Source organism: uncultured Williamsia sp. (assembly GCF_947494875.1).
Classification (GTDB): domain Bacteria; phylum Actinomycetota; class Actinomycetes; order Mycobacteriales; family Mycobacteriaceae; genus Williamsia_A.
In genome coordinates this window covers 1-21,617 of sequence record NZ_CANLWM010000002.1, presented here as the reverse complement: position 1 = coordinate 21,617, position 21,617 = coordinate 1, and the positions used below count along the sequence as shown (strand labels likewise).

Genomic DNA, 21,617 nt, shown 5'->3' with positions numbered 1-21,617 from the left:
ACGGGTGGACCTGGGAGACCGGGCCGCTCCCAGCCGGGTACTCCGGGCCGACCCCGGCCCGGTGTGGCGTGCGGGTGCCGTCGCGGTCGCCGCCGTCGTCGTCTTCGGGGTGAGCCTGCGACTGATGTTCGGGAGCGCGTCGTCGCTGATCGAGGAGATCCGCGACGGCTACCACCTCGACCCCGTCGAGGTCGCGCTCCTCACGACGGGCCCGGTCGTCTGCCTCGGCCTCGGCGCGAGCGTCGCACCGCGACTGGCGCGGCGGTTCTCGGTGCTGTCGGTGGCGACGGTGTCGATGGCCGTCCTGGCCGTCGGGACCGCGCTGCGTGCGGTCCCGGGATGGCCGGTCCTGCTCGTCGGCACGCTGCTCGGCGGTCTCGGGATCGCGGTCGCCAACGTCCTCGGGCCGGTCCTGATCCGGCTGTTGTTCCCGCACCGCATCGGGGCCATGACCGGACTGCTGACCGCCTTGATCTGCGTCAGTGCGGGTATCGCGTCCGGCGTCACCCCACCCCTGGTCCGGGCCGTCGGCGACAGCTGGCGGGTGGGTCTCGGGGTGTGGGCGATCCCCGCGCTCGTCGCCGCGCTGGCCATGGCCGTCCTGACCGTCGGTCGGGCTCGCGGGCTGCGTCGGGAGGCGCGCGGGACGACCGGGCCCGGCGCGGTGCCGCCGATGGCGCCGACGGTGGGCGTCGGCGCTCGGATGCGCTGGGCGATCACCGGTTTCATGGGGATCCAATCGCTGCTCGCCTACGCCACGGTGGCGTGGTTGCCGACGATCTACCGTGACCGCGGCGTCAGCGCCGACAGGGCCGGACTGATCTTCGCGGTGCTGAGCGTCAGCAGCATCGTCACGGCCCTGGGCGTGCCGGTCCTCGCGACGCGGATGCGGTCGCAGCGGCTCCTCGCCGTCTCCGTGGTCGTCCTCGCCGCGGCGGGGATCCTCGGGGTGCTGACCACGGGCACATCGGGCGCGTGGCCGTGCGCCGTGCTGATCGGACTGGGGCAGGGCGGCGCGCTGTCGCTCGCGCTGGTCCTGATGAACCTGCGCACCGCGTCGGCCGCCGAGGCGACGGCGCTGTCGGCGTCCGCCCAGACCGTCGGCTACCTGCTCGCGGCCACCGGGCCGATCGCGATGGGCGCGTTGCACTCCGTCACCGACGGGTGGTCGGTCCCGCTGATCGCCCTCGCGGCGACCATGGTGCCGCTGGCCGTGTGCGGTGTCGTCGCAGGTCATCCCGGATCACGCGATCGCACCGCGGCAGCGGCCCCGACACCGGTGCCCTGAGCTGCGCCGACCGGCACGGCCGGGCCGCGGAGGGCGGTGCAGCGAATACACTCGTCGCGTGCCCGGCCGAATCCCTGATCGCGACATCACGGAGATCCGTGAGCGCACCGCGATCGAGGACATCGTCGGCGACTACGTGGCCCTGCGTCGGGCCGGCGCCGACAGCCTGAAGGGTCTCTGCCCCTTCCACGACGAGAAGTCGCCGTCGTTCCACGTCCGACCCAACCACGGCCACTTCCACTGCTTCGGCTGCGGCGAGGGCGGCGACGTCTACACCTTCCTGCAGAAGCAGGAGCACATCTCGTTCGTCGAGGCCGTCGAGCAACTCGCCGACCGCATCGGCTACCGCATCTCCTACGAGGGAGGCGGGACCAGCGTCGCCCGCGACCGCGGCACCCGCGCGCGACTGGTCGCCGCGAACGCCGCGGCGCAGAAGTTCTACGCCGAGCAACTGCTCACCCCCGACGCCAAGCCCGCGCGCGACTACCTGCGTGAGCGCGACTTCGACGGTGCGGCCGCGACCACGTTCGGCTGCGGGTTCGCGCCGATGTCGTGGGACGCGATGACCAAGACCCTGCTGTCGCAGGGGTTCGAGTTCGCCGAACTGGAGGCGGCGGGGCTGTCGGTGCAGGGTCAGCGGGGACCGCGTGACCGGTTCCGGCGTCGGCTGCTGTGGCCCATCCGCAACCTCGGCGGCGACATCATCGGGTTCGGCGCCCGCAAGCTGTTCGACGACGACACCATGGGCAAGTACATGAACACGCCCGAGACGATGCTCTACAAGAAGTCGCAGGTGCTGTTCGGGCTCGACCACGCGAAGAAGAACATCGCCAAGGGCCACCAGGTGGTGATCGTCGAGGGTTACACCGACGTCATGGCGATGCACCTGTCCGGTGTCACCACCGCCGTCGCGTCCTGTGGCACGGCGTTCGGCGACGACCACCTCGCGCTGCTCCGCCGGCTGCTCATGGACGACTCGTACTTCCGCGGTGAGGTCATCTACACCTTCGACGGTGACGCGGCGGGACAGGCCGCGGCGCTCAAGGCGTTCGAGGGTGAGCAGAGCATCGCCGGGCAGACGTTCGTGGCGATCGCACCCGACGGCATGGACCCCTGCGAACTCCGCCAGAAGGAGGGGGACGCCGCGGTCCGCGACCTCGTCGCCCGTCGTGTCCCGATGTTCCAGTTCGCGATCAAGGCCGTCCTCGCCCAGCACGACCTGGAGACCGCCGAGGGCCGGGTGCACGCGCTGCGCGAGACCATCCCGGTCGTCGCGCGCATCAAGGACGTCGCGCTGCGGGACGAGTACGCCCGGCAGCTGGCGGGGTGGGTCGGCTGGGACGACGAACGTCAGGTCCTGCAGCGTGTCCGCGAGACGGCCGGTGCACCGGCGGCGGGCACCACCGGTGCGCTCGCCCGCACCCAGGCGCGTCAGCGGGGGGCGGTCCGCGGCGCCGGTCCGACGGCGGGCGTGGCCGGTGCGGCCCGTCCCGCGCCGGGGGACCCGCGGCTGTGGCCCCAGCGGGAGGCACTCAAGTCGGCGCTGCAGTACCCCGGCATCGCGGGCACGGTGTTCGACTCGCTGCCCGCCGACTGCTTCCCCGAACCGGCCTACGCACTGGTCCGCACGGCCATCGAGAACGTCGGCGGGACCGGCACGGGGATGGGTGGCGCGGAGTGGGTCGACGCGGTGAGCCGCGCGGTGCAGTCGTCGACACCCTCCGGTGACGACTCCACGGCCGGCGAGATGCTGACCTCGCTCGTCACCGAACTCGCCGTCGAACCGATGCCCGTCGACGACGACGGCATCCCGCGCTACATCGTCAGCGTGCTCGCGCGTCTGCAGGAGATCTGGGTGGGGGAGCAGGTTGCCGACATCAAGTCCCGCCTCAAGCGGATGTCGCCCCGCGACGACCCGGACGGCTACAACGCGGTGTTCGGCGACCTCGTCGCCCTCGAGGCGTACCGCCGCAGCCTGCAGGAGCAGGCCATGGACCCGACGGTGGGCCAGAGCGCCTGATCGGCGGTGGGTCAGAGCGCCTGATCGGCGGGGGGTCAGACCGCCTGATCGGCGGCGGCCAGACCGCCTGACGGGTCAGTCGCGCGGGTCGCGGCGGGCGTAGACGGTCGTGGTGTCGTCGATCTGGTGGACCTCGGTCAGCGGCTCGTCCGGGCTGATCGCCTGCGACAGCTTCTGACGTCCGACGTCGATCACCTTGCGGGTCGCGGGCGACTCGGTCACGGCCTGGTAGGCGCCGTGGATCTGGTCGTAGCGGCGACGACCCGCCTTCGCGCCCAGCACGTAGCCGACGCCGAGGAATGCCAACAGTCGGACCATGTGAAGAACTCCCAGTCGTCGCGGCGGATGTCGCGCCCTTCATCCTGCCGGACGGCGACGGGCACGCGGTACGGGCGGGGCTCGCGGAGTGGGGCGGGCGGGGCTCGAACCCGCGACCTACGGATTATGAGTCCGCGGCTCTGACCGACTGAGCTACCGCCCCGGGCTGCTGGCTCCCCCAACTGGACTCGAACCAGTAACCGTCCGATTAACAGTCGGATGCTCTGCCAATTGAGCTATGGGGGAAGGTCGTCCGGCGGCGGCGTGGACCGACGACGGCCGAGAACGGACTCTATCGGGTGGGCGCGGACTCTTCCAAACCGCGCGTGCGGTGGCGCCGGCTCCTTAGCGATGTGAAGATGGGCGGGAACACGCACGATCGGTGGCAGGTTCTGGCTGGGGGGCTGGAACCGGCACACGTGGTGACAATGATCACGAATTGCTCGCAAAGACTCCGCAATGTGGTCCGAACACGGGACACTGAGCGGGCTTCGTGGATTCACCACAAACGGCGTCGTGGGACCGTCAGTTTGTTCGACCTGAGCCACATGGGGGCAGCGAGATGAGTGTCACCGACACGGGGGGCCGTCGGCGAGTTCGCCGAGCGCGCGGTGCGCAACGACCTGGGCGGCCGCGCATCGCGATCGCGCACGACTACCTGACGCAACGCGGTGGCGCGGAGAAGGTGGTCCTGTCGATCGCCCGCGCGTTCCCGGACGCGGTCATCTACACCACACTCTTCGACCCGGAGAACACCTATCCGGAGTTCTCGGACATGGACATCCGTGTGTCCCCGATGAACCGTCTCGGCTTCCTGCGCCGCAACCACCGGGCGGCGCTGCCGTTGCTGCCCTTCGCCTCGTCGTGGGTCCGTCCCGACGCCGACATCGTCATCGCCAGCTCCAGCGGCTGGGCGCACGCCTTCCCGACCGACGGCCGCAAGGTCGTCTACTGCCACTCACCGGCGCGGTGGCTCTACCAGGAGCAGTCCTACCTGGGGGAGCAGGCCAGCTGGATGAAGAAGGTGGCGCTCGCCGTCATGTCCTCCAGCCTGAAGCGGTGGGACCGTCGGGCCGCCATGCGGTGCGACAGCTACTACGCCAACTCCAACGTCGTGCGTGAACGCATCGCGGCGGCGTACGGGATCACCGCACCGGTGCTGCCCGCCCCCGTGTCCCTCGACCTGCCCGACGAGTTCGAGCCGGTGCCCGAGGTGGAGGGCCTGGTCTCCGCGGGAGACGGCTACTACCTCTGCATCTCGCGCCTGCTCGCGTACAAGAACGTCGACGCGATCATCGACTCCTTCCGGGGCGCCGACCGCCGACTCGTGGTCGTCGGCCGCGGGCCCGAGCGCGAACGGCTGTTCGCGTCGAAGCCGGACAACGTCACGATGGTCTCCGACCTCACCGATCGCCAGATCGGCTGGCTGTACAAGCATTGCACCGCGGTGATGGCGGCCAGCTACGAGGACTACGGCCTGACGCCCCTCGAGGGCGCCGCGCACGGCAAACCGTCGATCCTGCTGCGGTTCGGCGGGTTCCTCGACACCGCGGAAGAGGACATCACCGCGGTCTACTTCGACGAGCCCGAGCCGCTGGCCATCCGTGCGGCGATCAGCCGGTTCGAGTCGATGACGTGGGACGCCGAGAAGATCGTCGACCACGTGTCGCGGTTCAGCGACGCCCACTTCGCCGCACAGCTGCACGACATCGTCGAGGGGTTCGACGGCTCGGCCGCCTGACACACCACGCCGGCGCACCCGCCTCTCGCGTCCCCGACGGTGACGTGGTGTGCTGACCCCGGCCACGAGCGACACGGTCCCCGCACGAACAGGAGCCCCGAGGCGTGACCACATCAGCCGACGACAAGTACACGCGCGCACTCCGCACCCCTCCGCCGCCGAAGATGTCCGAGACGGTCGTCGATGGCGAGGTCGTCAAGAAGTACAAGATGCAGGACATCTCCCTGCTGCAGAAGCTGTACAACCGCATCGGGCTGGTCGGCTACAACCTGCTGATCACCTACATCCCGAGCCACACCATCCGGCTCGCCTGGCTGCGACTGTTCGGCGCCAAGATCGGCAAGGGGTCGACGGTCCTGCGGGGGACGACGGTGTTCGACCTCCCGTACCTGACCATCGGCGAGAACAGCAACGTGAGCTTCCGCTGCGTCCTCGACGCGCGCGCGGGGATCATCATCGGCGACAACGTCGTGATCGCGAGCGACACCCACCTGCTGGGCGGCGGCCACGACATCAACAGCCCCGACTTCCTGCCGATGCCCAAGCCGATGATCATCGAGGACTACGCCTGGATCGGCACCCGCGCGCTGCTCCTGCCCTGCCGGGTGGGCCGCGGCGGTGTGGTGGCCGCGCAGTCGATGGTGAACAAGGACGTCGGCGAACTCGAGGTGGTCGGGGGCAACCCGGCGAAGCCGTTCGCCACCCGCAACCCGGACGCGCTGCAGTACTCGGGACGTTATCGTCCGCTGTTCTACTGATGGCCTCGGCGCTGAGCGGGGCGCGACTGGTCGTCGTCGCCCCGAAGGTCGGTGTGGGCGGCGTCGGTGACTACTCGCAGGACGTCATCGACGCGGTCCGCCCGCACGTGGGCGAGTTGCTCGAACACCGCACCGGGATGCCCGGTGACGACTCCGTGGCCGACCTGCGCCGCCAGAGCGCGGCGATCGGCGAGATGGTCGCCACGGCCCCCGGTCCCGTGCTCGTGCACACCGAGCTCAGCGGTGGCGCGGTGGCCGCGTTCTGGGGCACCGCCGGAATCTGCGACGACGTCCCGGTGAGCGCGACCATCCACGACCCGCCGCATTCGATCTGGTGGCCGGTGCGCACGCGGTTCCTCGCCGAGCACCGACTGCTCAACCACGCGGTGCACTTCCCGCTACGCCCGCTCTCGTACCGCGTGCAGCGTCGGTGGCTGCGGCCGACGACGGCCTTCGTGCTGACCCGCAGCGGTGCCGAGTCGATCCGACCGCTGTACCCGCACCTCGACGTGGTCCAGGTTCCGCACATCGTGGCGTGCCGACCCGACATCACCCCGCCGCAGGACCGTCCCCGCGCGATCGGCTTCTTCGGACTCGTCTACCGCGGCAAGGGGTTCGAGCAGCTCGAACGGCTCCGCGCCCGACTCGACGACGACATCGCCATCCGGGTGGCCGGTCGTGGGACCGAGGACCTGCCCCGCGTCGACGGCGTCGAGATCGTCGGCGGCGTCGACGGTCCGGACGAGGACGCGTTCTTCGCCTCCATCCGTGCACTGGTGATGCCCTACGGTCGACGCTCGCCGTACGGGATGGGATACCCCGCCTCCGGGGTGATGGCCCGGGCGATCGCGTACGGCACCCCGGTGATCTGCACCGATCACGGAGCGCTCGCCGACCACGGCGACGGTGACGGTGTCACCGTGATCCGCGACGCACCCGAGGACCCCGACGAGCTCGCCGTCGTCGTCGCCGACCGGGTCCGCGATCTCGTCGACGACCGCGACGCGCTCACCCTCGCCGGCCGCCAGGTGCAGGGCGAACGCCGCCGGGGTTCGCGCGAGGCGGTCGCCGCCCGGTTCTGCGCGACGTGGGATCGCATGCTGACGGACCGGCGGTGACCATCGGTCCGTCCCCCGAGGACGAACCGGTCGCCGAGAAGACGCGCGCGGTGGCGACGGCCGCCAAGAGCAACCTGCTCACCACGCTGGTCGCCATGCTGTGGCTCTACGGCGGTCGCGGCGTCGGCATGCTGTGGACCGTCGTGCTGCTCTCGCAGCTCGGCGTCTCCGACTACGGGCTCTACGGCATGGCGTTCGCGCTGTCGGCGGTCATCGGGCCGCCGCTGGACAACCCGTACGTCGTGCGGTCGATGCGCGAGAGCGAGGAACGGTTCGTCGCCGAACGCGCGAGCCGGTTCCTCGTCGGCCTGACCCTGGTCGCCGCGGGCACAGCCCTCGTCGGCGTCAGCTACATCGCCTGGTTCGGTCTCACGGTCGCCGGCGGCGAGATCGCCTACAAGTCCTATTCCAGTCGGTTCGCCCGCGACGGCAAGGCGGACCGCGTCTGGCGGCTGGACAGCATCCGGCAGGTCGTCAGCGTGGCGCTCGCCTGCGTCTACCTGTTCGGCGTCGACCACCCGACGCTGCTGGGTGCCAGCGCCCTCTACGTCGCGCCGTACTACGTCATCCTCGTGCTCGCCGGGCTCGCGGCGCGCGGACACCGGCCGCAGCTGCCCGGTCCGCCGCGTCTCACGCTCGCGCTCGTCGGCGAGATGCTGGGCACGGCACTGTATCTCCAGGGCGACGTGCTGCTGCTGGGCTTCCTCACCGACAGCCGGACCGCCGGCTACTACACCCTGTGCTGGACCGTCGCGGCGGCGCTCGCCGCGGTCGGGCAGTCGTTCGGGATGACCTACCACGAGCCGCTCCGCCTGTCGGGCGGGAAGTTGTCATCGGGACCGCCCCTGAAGTTGACGCTGGCGATCGGCGGTCTGTCGACGGCGGCGGTCGCGATCTTCGGAGTGGTGCTGCTGCTGACGCCCGCGCCCACCGAACTCGCCGTCGCGATGATCATCATCTCGCTGTTCACCGGTATGCGGACGATGATCTCGATCCTGCAGGTGATCCTGTACGCCCAGCGGCGCGACATCCTGCGTCTCGCCGCCAACATGGGTCTGGTCCCCGTGAAACTCGGTGCGGTCGCGGCGCTCGCGCCGATCGGTGCCGTGGGCGCCTCCATCGCCTCGGTCGGGGCCGACGCGATCCTGCTGACCATCTATGCGACGGCCATCTACCGGAGGCGACGGTGACGAGCCCGAGACCGACTGTCGCACTGATGCTCTCGAAGGACCCGGTCCTCGAACGCGGCGGTGACGTCGAACTGAGTCGTCTGCTGATGACGCTGGCGGCCGACACGTTCGCGGTCACCGCGATCTGTCTGTCCGAGCAGTCGGGGACCGTCGAGACCGACCTGGTGCCCGGTGGCCTCACCCTGCACCGCGTCCGCAAGCCCGAGATCGCGCCCGCGCAGCTCGCGGGCCGGTCACTGGCGGGACGGCGCAGCCTGGTGCACGTCCGCTTCGACAGTCCCGAGCTGCGGTCGGTGATCGAGTCCGTCCACGCCGACGTGTACCTCGCCGAGCACAGCTACATGGCGGAGTCGTTCCTCGCGTCGCGACGGGCCGGTGTCGACCGCCTCGCGGTGAACACCCATGTGTCGGAGTCGTTGGTGTGGCGGGCGACCCGGGGCCTGCTGGGCCGTCTGGAGGCGCCCCGCCTGGTGCGGGACGAACTGCGCGTCGCCCGAGCAGCGCACGCCGTCGCGACCTTCGACGCCGACGAGGCGCACGACTACCGCGACCGCGGAGTCGACAGCGCCCGCTGGCTGGACCTGACACTGCCGCCCGGCGATCCGGTCGACGTCGCGTCGACTCCACCACGGCTGGTGTTCCTCGGGACCCGTGACTGGCCGCCGAACCAGGAGGCGTTCGAGCGCGCCGTGGCACTGTGGCCCCGGATCGCCGACGGGATCGCCGGTGCGGAGCTCTGCGTCGTCGGAGGCCGCAGCGCCTCGGCGACACCGGTCGACCTGCCGCCGGGCGTGCGCGATCTCGGCTTCGTCGACGATCTGCACGGTTTCCTCGCGACGTGCCGCGGGATGGTCGCGCCGATCAGCACCGGCGGCGGGGTGCGGGTGAAGTTCCTCGACGCCGCGCGGATCGGTCTGCCGGTCGTCGGGACGAGAGCGGCGGTGGGATCACTCGACGAGGTCTACGGCCTCGACACATGCGCCGACGACGACGCGGTCGTCACCGCCGCACGACGACTGCTGGTCGACGTCGACGCCGCCGTCGCCGATGGACAGCGACTGCACGACATCACCGCACGGCGGTGGCGGGAGCGGCGTCCACACGAGGCGGTGGGGTCGCTGCTGGTCGACGCCATGGCCGCGAACCGCTGACCCGGTCGGCCGGCGGGTCCTCCAGACGTCGAAGCCGGTCGGCGTGTACCAGGAACGCCAGCAGCACCGAGAACGTCGTGGTGACCGGCAGGGTCGCCACCACCGGGTGGTCGAGTTGCAGACCCACCAGGCAGAAACCGATGAAGATGCCCCCGACGAGCGCGCGGGGGAGCGAGCGACCGGTGACGAGGCGCCACCCGACGATCGCGCCCGCGATCAGCACGGCGACGAAGGCCAGGCCGGCGAACACGCCGCCGCGGTAGACGGTGAGCAGCGGCGCGTTCGCCACGTAGTTCACCTGGAAGGCCAGGGCGCCGTCCTTGAACTCCGGTCGCGCCCACCCGAGCCCGAAGAACCAGTGGCCGGCGAGCTGGTGCGGGAAGTTGCTCAGCGCGTCCTGACGGGACGAGGAGCTGACGTCCTGTCCGACGAACGACTGCAACAGGCGGTTGCGGATCTGAGGTGTCGCGGCGCCCGCCACCACGGCGAGCGCGCCGATCGTGGCCGCGATCGCCCGCAGCCGGTCGGGCATGCGGTGGAAGAGCATGACGAGCAGGGCGCCGAGGACGACGCTGACGATGACGCCACGGCTCAGCGTCAGCACCAGCGCGAGGACGAACAGTGTCGCGAACGCCCAGCGACGCCATCCCTCGAGGACGACGAGCGCGACGCAGAGCGCGGTCAGCAGTCCGATGCCGGCGGCGTTGGGCTCCACCCACATCCCGCCGAGGCGGGTGGACTGTTCCACGCCCTCGGCGTTGTAGACGTAGCGGGTGGTGGCGTCGACGATGCCGTATCCGAAGGCGCTGAACGCCTTTCGCAGCGGCAGACCCGGTGACGCGAAGAGGGCGATGCCGATCAGCGCGTTGAACGCGGCCGCGACGACGAACACCACACCGACGCGGCGCATGTTGTCCGACGACAGCCGCAGCAGGCCGATCACGGCGAGGGTGACCAGGGCCCACTTCACGTAGTCGACGTAGTCCGAGATCGACACGGCGGAGAACACGACCGAGACGGCCGACACCGCCACCAGGACGAGCAGGGTGCGCTCGAGCGGATGCCAGTGCATCCCGGCCGACGGGTGCAGGGCGGCGGCGAGGACCACCGACCCGCCGAACACGAGATACAGCGGCAGCGGTGCGAGCGGGACGACACCGAACGGCAGGAAGCCCACCGTGACGCCGAGCCCGTAGTAGAGCCACATGGGGTGGCGCAGCCCGACGTAGGCGCCGACCACCAGGCCCGCCAGGCCGACCACACCGATCAACGCCAGTTTGCCGCCGAGCACGGCGGCGACCCCGGCGAGCGGGCCCACGACGAGCACGGCCACCACCCCGAGCGTCGCGAGCCGCTCTCGACCACCGTCCGTCACGGGTACATGGTGACACCCGCACGATCGAGCCGCATCGGGGGACATCGCCGCAGGCTGCGAACCGTGCGGGCGAACCGCGCGGTGGGGCGTCGGGAGTGTCACACCGGGGTCGTCGGAGATGTGTCGCGGGGATGCCCCGGCTAGGGTGGCACCGTCACTACGGACGTTGCCGACGACCAACAACGATGAAGGATCGGCAACCACACACGAAACGGAGTCGCCCCTTGGCGATCGGGGATTATCTGCGCGCCTTCCGGCGGTTCTGGTGGCTGATCGTGGTCGTCGCCGTGATCGGGGCCGCCGGCGGATACGTGTGGTCGCTGGTCGCGGCGCCGAAATACGCGTCGACCGCACAGCTGTTCGTCACCACGCAGAGCGGCACCTCCGTCGGTGACGCCTATCAGAACAACCTGTTCTCGCAGGAGCGCGTGAAGTCCTACGCGAGCCTGGCGACGAGCCGGCAGGTCGCGGCCCGCGCCGTCGAGCAGCTGAAGTCGACGATGTCGGCCGACGAACTGCAATCGAAGATCTCCGCGGCGCCCGTGCTGAACACGGTCCTGCTCGACGTGACCGCCACCGACGCCGACCCGGTCGCCGCGCAGACCTACGCCAACGCGGTCGCCGACCAGCTGGTGCAGCTGGTCAGCGAGCTCGAGACCTCACGGCGCGGCGGCACCCCCGCCGCCGGCGCGATCCTCGTCGACGACGCCGACTACCCGTCCTCGGCGTCCGGCCCGTCCCTGGTGACGCGCATCGGCCTCGGTGCGGTCGCAGGGCTCGCGCTCGGCGTCATCGCCGTGATCGTCCTGGCTCTGGTCGATACCCGCGTGCGTCGCCGCGAGCGTGTCGAGGACATCGCCGGATCCCTGGTCCTGGGCGAGATCGTCGCCGACCCGCACCGACCCGGCGTCCCCGCGATCGACCCGACCGCCGGCGGCGAACTGGTCGAGCGCGTCCGTCAGCTCGCCACCAACCTGCGCTTCGCGCGCACCGCCGACGGTGGGCGCCCGGTCGTGGTGGCCGTCACCAGCCCCGCCCACGGCGACGGCCGGTCGACCCTCGCCGTCGACCTCGCCGCGGTGCTCGCCGAATCGGGTCGCCGCGTGCTCCTCGTCGACGGAGACCTGTTGACCCCCACGCTCGCCGACCGCCTGCTGAGCAGCGACCCCGGCGGCCGCGGGCGCCCGACACGTGGCCTCTCGACGGTGCTCCTCGGCGACGACACCCTCGACGACGCGGTGATCACCCGGGTCGGTGGACGTCCGTTCGCCCTGCTGCCCGCGGGTCCGCTCCCGACCTCCCGTGGACAGTTGTGGGGCTCCGACCGTGCCCAGCAGGTGTTCGCCGACCTCGCCGTGCGTTTCGACCACGTCGTCGTCGACACCCCGCCGCTCGGGGTCTGCACCGACGGCGCGGTCGCCGCGGCGCTCGGCGACGGAGCCGTCGTCCTGGCCCGCCTCGGCCACACCCGCAGCGGGGCGCTGCGCCGCGGCCTCGAGTCGCTGGCCACCGCCCACGCGGAGTTCATCGGTGCCGTGGTGACCGACGCCGGTCGTGCCCACGGGTCGGAAACGCCCGCCGGCGGGGGCGACCAATCCGGAGGGTCCGGCCCCTCGAATCGAGGTGGGGGGAATCGGCGCCGTGGCAACCACCACCTCGCGGACGACCCGGACGACGACCACGGACCACAGGATCGGTAGGACCATGCACCGCAGTCTGCGTTCACCACGACGAGCGATCGCCGTCACGATCGTCGCGGCGGCCGTGACGGCGGTGTCGGCGTGCACGGCCGGGACACCCCCACCGCCACCGGGTGACTCACCTCAGGTGACGAGTTTCGCCCCGCCGTTCGTCGGATCCCCGACCGTCCCCCCGCCGGTGCTCGGTGGGTCGGCGCCGGGATCACTCGTGTCGGTGCGGCCGCTGGAGGGCAACGTACAACTCGAGGACGTCGACGCCCGTGTCGAACGTGTCGTCTACCGCTCGACGTCGGGGATCGACGGCTCGCGCACCGAGGTCTCCGGCGTGGTCGCTATCCCGCCGGGCACGCCCCCGAAGGGCGGGTGGCCCGTGATCGCGTTCGGCCACGGCACCACCGGTGTGCTCGACAAGTGCGCCCCGTCGTTGTACGACACGCTGGTCGGCAACAGCTCGATGATGGCCAGCATGATCCAGAGCGGGTTCGCGGTGACGCTGCCCGATTTCCAGGGACTCGGCGTCAAGGGATACCTGAACCCCTTCCTGGACGGTGCGACCTACGGCAACAACATGATCGACTCCGTGCGCGCGGCCCGTGCCCTCGACCCGACCGCGGTGAGCACGAACTGGGTCGCCTTCGGGCACTCGCTCGGCGGACTGGCCGCCTGGGGCGCCGCCGACCGCGACGCCTCCTACGGCGGCGGGATGTCGTTGAAGGGGACGATGGCGATGGCGCCGCCGGCGGACATGTCCGGTCTCGCCGACGCGGCGCAGGCGGGCACCCTCACCGGCGACCAGCGCGTCGCGCTGATCTTCGCCCTGCAGTCGCTCTCGTGGACGAACCCGACGCTGGACCTCAACCGCTACCGCTCGCCGTCGCTGGCGCAGAAATGGCCCCTGCTGCTGGACTGCACCGCGAACCTGGACGTGGTCCTCAAGACCCGCGAGTCCGTGACCAACGCCGACCTGAAGCCCGACACCCAGGCCGACACCGACCGTCTCCGCGCACTCCTCGAGCAGTGGGCCCTGCCGAAGAACCCGCTGGACGCGCCGATGCTGCTGATGTTCGGGACCAAGGACGAGCTGGTCGACTGGCAGTGGACCCAGGCGGCCGCGGACAAGGCCTGCCGGATCGGCGGCGCCATCGAGATCGACAAGCGGATGGGCGAGGGCCACGGCGACCTCCAGAGCGACCGCGGCCTGCCCTGGCTGAAGGACCGGATCGCCGGACAGGCGGCGAACAACACCTGTCCGCCGCGCACGTGAGACCGCCCCACCCGGTCCCGTCGCCGGCCGACTACGTCCGGCTGGCCCTGCGTGGGTGGATCCTGATCGTCGCCGTCACCCTGCTCTCCGGTGTGGCGGGGTTCGCGGTCTGGGCCACCGCGGACACCACGTACTCCTCGCGGTTCGACCTCTTCGCCGTCATCGACGGCCCGACGAACCCCCGCGCCGCCGCCCAGAACGATCTCGGCGGACGCGTTCGGATCCCCACCTACGCCGACCTCGCGACCTCCCCGGAGATCGCCGCGAAGGCGAACGAGTTGCTCGGTGGGTCCGCGCCGGACCTCGCGGCGCACGTCACCGCCACCCAACGCATCGACTCCGTGCTGCTGACGGTGGCCGTCGACGCCGACAACCGGGCCGACGCGGAACGGCGGGTGACCGCGGTCGCGGGCGCACTCGTCGCGGTGTCACGCCAGTTGGAGAACAACGACGAGCTGGGCCCGCAGGCGCAGTTGGTGCCGGTCGGCAGCGCCTACCCGGCGGTCGCCGTGCACTCCTCGCTGGTGCGCGACGTCGGACTCGCCGCGGCCGTCGGATTCGTGTGGGGTGTCATCGGTGTGATCGCGCTCGGGTTGCTCGGCGACCGTGTCCTGCACCGTCGTCAGGTCGACACCGTCGTCGCGCAGGTCCGGGCCGGTGTCGCGGGGCGGGTGTCGTGAGACCCGGCCTCCGGACCGGTCGGGACGCCGCGCTGGTGCTCGTCCTGCTGGCCGCGCTGAGCTCGCTGGTCGCGTGTACGCAGAGCAGCCCGCCCCCACCGCCGGCGTCGACGTCCGGGGTCCCGATCAGTGGCGACTTCTCGGGCTCCGGGCCGGGGACGCTGAGGTCGGCGGACAGCCTGCCGACCGTGGACCGCAGGCTCACCCGTCTGACCTCGACCGCCGCGCGGATCACCTACGAGTCGACCTCCGGTGTCGACGGGTCGACCGAGCTGGTGTCCGGGACCGTGTTCGCGCCGGTCGGGCCGGCACCGGCCGGTGGCTGGCCCATCGTGGCCTACGGGCACGGCACCACCGGTGTCCAGCACGAATGTGCGCCGTCGCTGTCGCCGTCGCTGCTCGGCAACGCCGACGCCGTCGGGATCCTCGTCAACCGCGGCTACGTGGTGGTCATGCCCGACTATCAGGGCCTCGGGCTCGACGACACCTACCACCCGTATCTCGACGCAGAGACCGTCGGGCACAACATGATCGACGGCGTCCGGGCGGCCCGCAAGCTCGTGCCCGGTACCTCGACGCGCTGGGTGGCCATCGGGTCGTCGCAGGGTGGCCAGGCCGCCTGGGCCGCGAATGAGCTCTCGGCGCGCGACGCGGCCGGTCTCGACCTCCTGGGCACGGCGAGCCTGGCCCCCGTGAGCGACATCAGCGGGTTCGCCGACAAGGCCGCCGCGGGGACGCTGACGCAGCAGCAACTCGCCATCTTCCCCTGGATCCTGTGGGCGCAACAGAAGATGCACCCCGAGATGGATCTCGACGACTACCGGCGCGGGGTCGCCGAACGTCGCTGGGACGTGTTGACCGCGTGCCAGGGCGAGCTCGCCGAGCAGCGCACCGCCGTCGTGAAGCAGCTCACCGCCGACGACCTGCGCCCGGCCACCCCGGCGGCGACCGCAGCACTGCGCGCCGATCTGCAGAAGATGGCCCTGCCGTTCGGCAGGGCCGCCGCGCCGATGCTCGTCGTCCACGGAGCCAAGGACCAGCTGGTGGACTCGGCGTGGACCGTCGACGCTGTCGATGACGCGTGCCGCCGTGGCGACACCGTCGAGAACTACACGCTGCCCGAGGCGGGCCACGACGACATCGACGGCTCGGTCGCTGTGGCCTGGATCCAGGCCCGCTTCCAGGGCACCCCGGCGCTGAACACCTGCGGCCGCGACGTCCCGCCGCCGGTCGAGCAGCTGCCGGGCGCATCCTCGCCCGATCAGCGGTGAGGATCGGTCACCGACGGCGGACGGTGATCGTTGCGCTGGTCGCGGCGGCCACCGTGTTCGTCGCGGCGACGGTCGTGGGGCTTCTCGTCACCCGGGATGACGGGTCGAGACGGGCGCCCGTGCCGTACCCCTTCGCCCGCATCGGCGGTGACGCACCGGGATCGTTGGTGTCCGTCGAGCCGATGCCGGACTTCACCCGGTCCCTGACGGGGTCGTCGATGCGGTCGGCCCGGGTGACCTATCGGTCGTCGTCGGGCGACACAGGCGCCCCGACGGTGGTGTCCGGCGCGGTGTTCACCCCGCGCACGGCGGCGCCCGTCGGTGGGTGGCCGGTCATCGCCTTCGCCCACGGCACGACGGGCATCGACACGGCCTGCGCGCCGTCGTCGTCGCCGACGCTGTCCGAGCAGGTCGACGCGGTCGACGGGTTCGTTCGCCTCGGTTTCGCGGTCGCCGTCCCCGATTACCAGGGCCTCGGATCGTCCGGCGTGCACCCGTATCTCGACGCGCGGACCGCCGGACTCAACACGATCGACGCGGTGCGGGCCCTGCGTTCGACCTTCCCCGACATCTCGACGCGCTGGGCTGCCTACGGCGGGTCGCAGGGCGGCGGAGCGACCTGGGCCACGGCGACCCTCGCGTCGTCACGGGCCCCGGATCTGTCGCTGGTCGGGGCGGTGGCGATCGCACCGGCGGCCGACGTCGCCGGCCTCGTCGACAAGGCGCTCGCCGGAGACCTGACCGCCGATCAGAGACCGACGTTCCAGGCCGTCCTCGAGTCGCTCGCGCGACTGCACCCCGACATCGACCGGGACGACTATCGCCGTGGCGCGGCCGCGACCGGGTGGGATGCGCTCACCGCCTGCTCAGGGCCCTTGCTGGAGAAGCGGGAGGCGGTGGTCAGGTCGCTGCGTCCCGGCGACCTGGCCCCGGCGACCCCCGCCGCCGCCGACCGCGTGCGGTCACGGCTGCGCGCGTGGGCCCTGCCGCAGGGCGCGCTGACGGCGCCGCTCTACGTCGAGCACGGAGGACAGGACACGTTCATCGACGCACCCTGGACCAGGTCGGCCGTCGCACGCCAATGCGCCGAGGGCGGCAGTGTGACGTATCGCATCGACCCCGACCGCGGTCACGGTGACGTCCCGACGGAGGCGGCTTTGCGCTGGTTGGGGGAGCGATTCACCGACACCCCGCCCGTGAACTCGTGCTCCACGTTCGCGGATTCGCGATGACTCGACGCCTGTTCGCTGTTCTTCGCATCGCGAAGGGCCACACGCGCTGTTAGGGTCGCGCCCATGCGCACGCAGTTCGGGACCTATGCCCGTCGAGGTCGTCGTCGGGTCCGGGGGTGGGTCCAGCCCGAGGTGTTCGAGCTGATCAAGGTGCTCGACGCGACCCAGCGGACGCTGGGGATCCGCGGCGGCGCCGCCGAGATCGGCGTCCACCACGGCCAGCTGCTGATCGGCCTCGACCTGCTGCTGCGCGACGACGAGAAGTCCGTCGCCATCGATCTCTTCGAGGACCAGGAGCTCAACGTCGACCGGTCCGGACGCGGTGATCGCGCACGGTTCGAGGCCAACGTCGCCCGCTTCACCGACCCGTCCAGGGTCGCGGTGCACTCCGGCGACTCGACCCTCGTCTCCGCCGACGACGTGCGACAGATGGTCGACGGCGAGGTCCGACTGTTCAGCGTCGACGGCGGTCACACCGACGACGTCGTGTACTCGGACATGCTGCTGGCCGAGGGATCGCTCACCAAGGGCGGCGTGGTGATCGCCGACGACGTGTTCAACTTCGCGTGGCCCGAGGTCGTGACCGGGACGCTGCGCTACCTCGAGCGTCCAGATGCCCTGCGGCCGTTCGCCGTCGGCTACAACAAGGTGTTCTTCGCCGACGCGGAGTTCGCCGATCGATACGCCGCGGCGATCGCCCAGCGCTACGACAACCGGACGCTGTACCACTTCCGGCGGTCGACCTTCGGCGGGTCGCCCGTCGTCCTCGTCGCCGATGTCGCCCGGACGCCCCGGGAGATCCTCGCCCGCAGCCCGTTGGCCACCGCGGTGTACCGGCGCCTGCGCAGCTGATCCCAATCGGCTCGGGCGTCGGGTCAGGACATCGCCCGGATCGCCCCGCGATCCGGTGACCAGGTGATCGACCCTCGTTGGAAGTCGACCCGCACGGCACCCCCGCCGACCGGGGTCTCGTCGGTCAGCGCGGCGCCCAGCGACCGTGACCACGCGTCCATCACCCCGCTGCCGATCACGTGCACGCCGCCGTCGTCGGACTCGAAGACGGTCGTGCCGTCCGCGAGATCCTGGTGGTCGTCGGCGTACAACCCGGTCGGGTAGCTGTCGGCGGTGATCGCCGCCAGTGCGATCGGCGGTGTGGTCGTGACGAAACCAGTCGGCGTGAGATAGACGACCTCGTCGCGTTGGAACCTCGCCAACACCCCCGACCGCGTCGCGCGGAAGACCGGGCTGACGATCTCCCCGCCGGCGGCGTCGAGGGGGGCGTCGGCGAACCGCGGCGCATCCGCCCCGGGCGTCACACCCGACCGGGCGTAGTCGGCGACGACCCGGGCGGCCGGCTTCGGCGACCGGTCGGTGCGGATGAGGCCGAAGTTGTCCTCGTCGTCGGGGACGCCGGTCGCCCTGTCGCGCAACGTGTACCAGAACACCGGCCCGCCGAAGGGCAACTGCCGCCAGTCGCGACCGAACTCCGCGATCATGCTCGCCTGACGGTCGAGGCCGACCGCCGAGCTCGGCAGGCCGTACTCGGTCGCCCACAGTTGCTTGCCGCCATCACCGTTGTCGCCCATGAGACGTCGCATCTCGGCGATCTGGCGACCCGGCGAGTCGGGCACCGTCCACGCCTCGGCGAGACCGAGGTCGTACTTGTAGGGATGCACCGACAGGGCGTCGAACGAGCCGGCCGCACCGTCGGCGTACATCTCCCGCAGGAAGTCGACGGGATCGCTCGTGGTGGCCGTGTCGATCACCGTGCCGAGTGCCCCGGCCACCACCGTCGCGCCCGGATCGACACCGACGATCGCGTCGTGCGCGGCACGCAGCAGGCGGGTGTAGAGCGCGGGATCGACACGGGGAGCGAAGAACACGGAGCTGTTGGGTTCGTTCCACACCTCGTACGTCGAGACCCGACCCTTGTAGCGTTGCGCGACCGTGCGGACGAACGTCGCCCACTGTCCGACGTCGCGCGGGGCCGCGTACGGCCCGCCGTTCGCCTCGGGATCACCCGCCCAGGGCGGGCTGCCGCCGACGGTCGCCATCACCTGCAGGCCCCGTGCGCGGGCGCCGTCGACGATGTGGTCGACGACGGACCAGAGAGAGAAGGTCGGGCCGACGGGTTGGATCGCCGACCAGAACACCGGCAGACGGATCGACCCGAGTCCGGCCGCGGCGATCGCGTCGAGGTCGGCGTCCGTGGCGGCCGTGCCCTGCCAGTAGACCTCCGCGCCCAGGGCGATGCCGAAACCGTGGCCGCGGTCACCCACACCGGCCTTCGCCGGCGTCGCCGGGGCGGGGGCGGGACGCGAGGAACCGCAGGCCGTCAGGCCGATCGTCAGCAGCATCGCCGTCATCACCGCGAGCAGGCGGCGGCGGGACGGGCGGAGCATGGATCCGGACCTTTCGCGAACGGGGAGGACGGTCGATGTGCCCCCGCAGCGAGAAGTGAACCACACTCACGACCGCCGTCGGTGGCGGTGAATCGTCGTCGTGGTGCCGAGCGGCCCGACGCCCCCTATGATCCCAGGTGCACACATCAGGGGCGGGCGCGTCGGGGGACGTCGGACTCTGCCGACGGCGATCTCAGGGAGCACAGTCGATGACGGACCAGCGGATCGGGGGCGTCGCCTCCGGTGCCCCCGTCGAGGGGGAGCCGTCACCGGCGTTGCCGACGCCGGCGGCGCGGCGCCACAAGCGCATCCGCGGGCTCGACGGTCCGCGCGGCATCGCCTGCGTCTGCATCCTCGTGGTGCACGTCGCGGGCCACTACTCCGTGCACACCGCGGAATCGGGCAAGCTGCAGATCCTCGGTCAGGCGCTGATCTTCTTCTTCGCGCTGTCGGGGTTCCTGCTCTACCTGCCGATCCTGCGGGCGCTCTTCGCCGATCGGGACCGCCAACCGGACGTGCGTAGCTTCGTCGTCCACCGCGTGCTGCGGATCATGCCCTGCTACCTCGTCGTGTTCCTCATCGCGAACTTCGTCCTGCAGGCGGTGTTCGTCCGCAACGCCCAACAGGCCCTGGTCGTCGGCAGCGAGGCCGGGACCGGGATGATCACCGACCCGATCACCCTCGTGGCCAACCTCTTCCTGGTCCAGACGTACGTCCCGGGTCTCATCCAGACCGGTATCAACCCGTCGTGGTCGCTGACGCTGGAATACGCCTTCTACATCAGCCTGCCGCTGGTGGGCTGGGGCCTGTTCGCGCTGCGCCGCCGCCGCGGTACGTCGCCGATGGTGCTCGCGCTGATCGCGCCGGTGGCGTTCGGTGTGCTCGGTGTCGCCGGCACCGTCGTCGCCGACGCGATCGCCCGCGCCCAGGGCATCGACGACGTCGTCGCCGCCAACTTCGGTCCGAACTGGTCGGCGGTGATCCTGCGCAGCTTCCTCGGCGGTGCGCAGACCTTCACGTTCGGCATGATCGCCGCGGTGCTGTTCGTCGCCGTCGAGTCCGGCGCCCTGTCCGCGCGGTTCGCCGTCTGGGCGCGCCGGGTGAGCGCGATCCTCCTGCTCCCCGCGCTGCTGGTGATGCTCGTGCTGCTCGTCGGCGGCAGCAACCAGCAGGTCGTGGCGACTTCGTTCGCCAGCGGGCTCATCATCGCGATCATCGTCCTGCCGCTGGCGCACGACGCGCGGTCCCGCATCGCCGAGGTCGTCGACTGGCGCCCGTTCGAGTACCTGGGTCGGATCTCGTTGAGCATGTATCTCTGGCATTTCCCGCTGCTGATGCTCCTCGGCCGGTGGGGTGTGCTCGGCGGGGACACATGGACGGGACTGGGCCGCAACCTCGTGATCGTCTTCGTGGCGACCTTCGTGTGCGCATCCATCACGTACCGCCTCGTGGAGAAGCCGGCCATCGATCTGGCCAAGCGCGTCAAGACCCGCTGACACCCTGCGCGACACGGGACTTCATACCCGCGCATATGTCATTCGCGTGGGTAAATCCTCGACTAGTGTCTTCTCATCGACGATCGGAGATCTGCAGCGCCCGGTGGCCGACGGTCACCGCGATCGTCGCTGTCCGGTCCCCGGCGAGGCCGCCTCGCGGCGGTGCTGACGGCGTCGGTCCTCGTCCTGGCCGCCGCGCTCGGCGGGTGCGCGTCACATCCCCGGCCCGACGACACCCTGCCCACCAGCTCGACACCGCTCGCCGCGCCCACACCGCTGGCCCGCGTCGGCGTGAGCGGCGGTACCAATCTCATCGGCTCCGCCCCCGCCGTCGTCGATCGCTCGATGCGGGCGATGAACACCCTGGGCGTCTCGCTGCTGCGGATGGACATCGCGTGGCCGGCCGTCGAACCCGCCGACGGTGTCTGGAACTGGGCGGCGACCGACGCCGTCGTCGACTCCGCGCGCCGCCACGGCATCGAGATCCTCGGGATCCTCGACTACACACCCGCGTGGGCGGCTAGCTGTACTGACCTGAGAGGTTGTTGACGGCGTGCCGTCTTGAAATGGGGAGGACCTCCTGACGGAGTGGATGTGTCTGGCATCAACCCGT

General features: G+C 71.0%; 18 protein-coding genes and 2 tRNA genes. 15 read left to right on the top strand and 5 right to left on the bottom strand.

Annotation, left to right across the window (positions count from 1 at the left end; translation table 11 throughout):
* Nucleotides 1-4 precede the first annotated feature (4 nt).
* Nucleotides 5-1,288, top strand: coding sequence for an MFS transporter (locus tag Q1A98_RS05395; protein WP_299570640.1), 1,284 nt, complete (start codon nt 5-7; stop codon nt 1,286-1,288).
* 58 nt (nt 1,289-1,346) lie between these two features.
* A complete protein-coding gene (gene dnaG / locus Q1A98_RS05390) occupies nt 1,347-3,308 on the top strand; it encodes a DNA primase (protein ID WP_299570638.1) in 1,962 nt (653 codons plus the stop codon).
* Between the two features lie 75 nt (nt 3,309-3,383).
* Here the strand turns inward: dnaG and Q1A98_RS05385 are convergent, their stop codons facing one another.
* From Q1A98_RS05385 to Q1A98_RS05375, 3 genes are all read right to left on the bottom strand, one after another.
* Nucleotides 3,384-3,626, bottom strand: a complete 243-nt coding sequence (locus Q1A98_RS05385; RefSeq protein WP_299570636.1) for a hypothetical protein — start codon at nt 3,624-3,626, stop codon at nt 3,384-3,386.
* 89 nt (nt 3,627-3,715) lie between these two features.
* Nucleotides 3,716-3,789, bottom strand: a tRNA-Ile gene (locus tag Q1A98_RS05380).
* Nucleotides 3,790-3,796: 7 nt separating this feature from the next.
* A tRNA-Asn gene (locus Q1A98_RS05375) sits at nt 3,797-3,872 on the bottom strand.
* A gap of 316 nt (nt 3,873-4,188) precedes the next feature.
* Here Q1A98_RS05375 and Q1A98_RS05370 point away from each other — a divergent pair.
* The 5 genes from Q1A98_RS05370 (at nt 4,189) to Q1A98_RS05350 (ending at nt 9,584) form a co-directional block, all read left to right on the top strand.
* The gene (locus tag Q1A98_RS05370; RefSeq protein ID WP_299570634.1) at nt 4,189-5,367 is read left to right on the top strand and encodes a glycosyltransferase; all 1,179 of its coding nucleotides are present in this window, start codon (nt 4,189-4,191) and stop codon (nt 5,365-5,367) included.
* 104 nt (nt 5,368-5,471) lie between these two features.
* Nucleotides 5,472-6,125: a DapH/DapD/GlmU-related protein gene (locus Q1A98_RS05365; RefSeq protein ID WP_299570633.1), complete on the top strand. Its 654-nt coding sequence runs from the start codon at nt 5,472-5,474 to the stop codon at nt 6,123-6,125.
* Nucleotides 6,125-7,243, top strand: coding sequence for a glycosyltransferase (locus Q1A98_RS05360; protein ID WP_299570631.1), 1,119 nt, complete (start codon nt 6,125-6,127; stop codon nt 7,241-7,243). Before Q1A98_RS05365 ends, Q1A98_RS05360 begins: the two co-directional genes overlap by 1 nt.
* Entirely contained in the window at nt 7,240-8,433 is a 1,194-nt protein-coding gene (locus tag Q1A98_RS05355; protein ID WP_299570629.1) for a hypothetical protein, read from the top strand. The genes Q1A98_RS05360 and Q1A98_RS05355 overlap by 4 nt, the downstream gene beginning before the upstream one ends.
* 26 nt (nt 8,434-8,459) lie before the next feature.
* Nucleotides 8,460-9,584 (top strand): glycosyltransferase family 4 protein, encoded by a 1,125-nt coding sequence (locus tag Q1A98_RS05350; RefSeq protein ID WP_299570627.1) that lies wholly within the window; start codon nt 8,460-8,462, stop codon nt 9,582-9,584.
* Here Q1A98_RS05350 and Q1A98_RS05345 read toward each other — a convergent pair.
* Nucleotides 9,502-10,959, bottom strand: coding sequence for an O-antigen ligase family protein (locus Q1A98_RS05345; RefSeq protein WP_299570625.1), 1,458 nt, complete (start codon nt 10,957-10,959; stop codon nt 9,502-9,504). The two genes, Q1A98_RS05350 and Q1A98_RS05345, sit on opposite strands and share 83 nt — an antisense overlap.
* 224 nt (nt 10,960-11,183) lie before the next feature.
* On the opposite strand from Q1A98_RS05345, the gene Q1A98_RS05340 reads away from it, so the two are divergent.
* From Q1A98_RS05340 to Q1A98_RS05315, 6 genes are all read left to right on the top strand, one after another.
* Nucleotides 11,184-12,659 (top strand): polysaccharide biosynthesis tyrosine autokinase, encoded by a 1,476-nt coding sequence (locus Q1A98_RS05340; RefSeq protein WP_299570623.1) that lies wholly within the window; start codon nt 11,184-11,186, stop codon nt 12,657-12,659.
* Nucleotides 12,660-12,786: 127 nt separating this feature from the next.
* A complete protein-coding gene (locus Q1A98_RS05335; protein WP_299570622.1) occupies nt 12,787-13,923 on the top strand; it encodes an alpha/beta fold hydrolase in 1,137 nt (378 codons plus the stop codon).
* Nucleotides 13,920-14,603, top strand: coding sequence for a hypothetical protein (locus tag Q1A98_RS05330; protein ID WP_299570621.1), 684 nt, complete (start codon nt 13,920-13,922; stop codon nt 14,601-14,603). The genes Q1A98_RS05335 and Q1A98_RS05330 overlap by 4 nt, the downstream gene beginning before the upstream one ends.
* Nucleotides 14,600-15,874, top strand: coding sequence for a lipase family protein (locus Q1A98_RS05325; protein ID WP_299570619.1), 1,275 nt, complete (start codon nt 14,600-14,602; stop codon nt 15,872-15,874). The genes Q1A98_RS05330 and Q1A98_RS05325 overlap by 4 nt, the downstream gene beginning before the upstream one ends.
* A gap of 23 nt (nt 15,875-15,897) precedes the next feature.
* Nucleotides 15,898-17,106, top strand: coding sequence for a lipase family protein (locus Q1A98_RS05320; protein WP_299570616.1), 1,209 nt, complete (start codon nt 15,898-15,900; stop codon nt 17,104-17,106).
* A 63-nt stretch (nt 17,107-17,169) separates the two neighbouring features.
* Nucleotides 17,170-17,958 (top strand): class I SAM-dependent methyltransferase, encoded by a 789-nt coding sequence (locus tag Q1A98_RS05315; protein WP_299570613.1) that lies wholly within the window; start codon nt 17,170-17,172, stop codon nt 17,956-17,958.
* A 23-nt stretch (nt 17,959-17,981) separates the two neighbouring features.
* On the opposite strand, the gene Q1A98_RS05310 is transcribed toward Q1A98_RS05315, so the two are convergent.
* Nucleotides 17,982-19,508, bottom strand: coding sequence for a cellulase family glycosylhydrolase (locus tag Q1A98_RS05310; protein ID WP_299570611.1), 1,527 nt, complete (start codon nt 19,506-19,508; stop codon nt 17,982-17,984).
* Nucleotides 19,509-19,717: 209 nt separating this feature from the next.
* Between Q1A98_RS05310 and Q1A98_RS05305 the strand changes: the two genes are divergently transcribed.
* Together Q1A98_RS05305 and Q1A98_RS05300 are read left to right on the top strand one after the other, a co-directional pair.
* Nucleotides 19,718-21,004 carry an acyltransferase gene (locus tag Q1A98_RS05305; protein ID WP_299570608.1) on the top strand — a complete coding sequence of 429 codons (1,287 nt, stop codon included), beginning with the start codon at nt 19,718-19,720 and terminating at the stop codon, nt 21,002-21,004.
* Nucleotides 21,005-21,166: 162 nt separating this feature from the next.
* A complete protein-coding gene (locus Q1A98_RS05300) occupies nt 21,167-21,553 on the top strand; it encodes a beta-galactosidase (protein ID WP_299570605.1) in 387 nt (128 codons plus the stop codon).
* Nucleotides 21,554-21,617 lie beyond the last annotated feature (64 nt).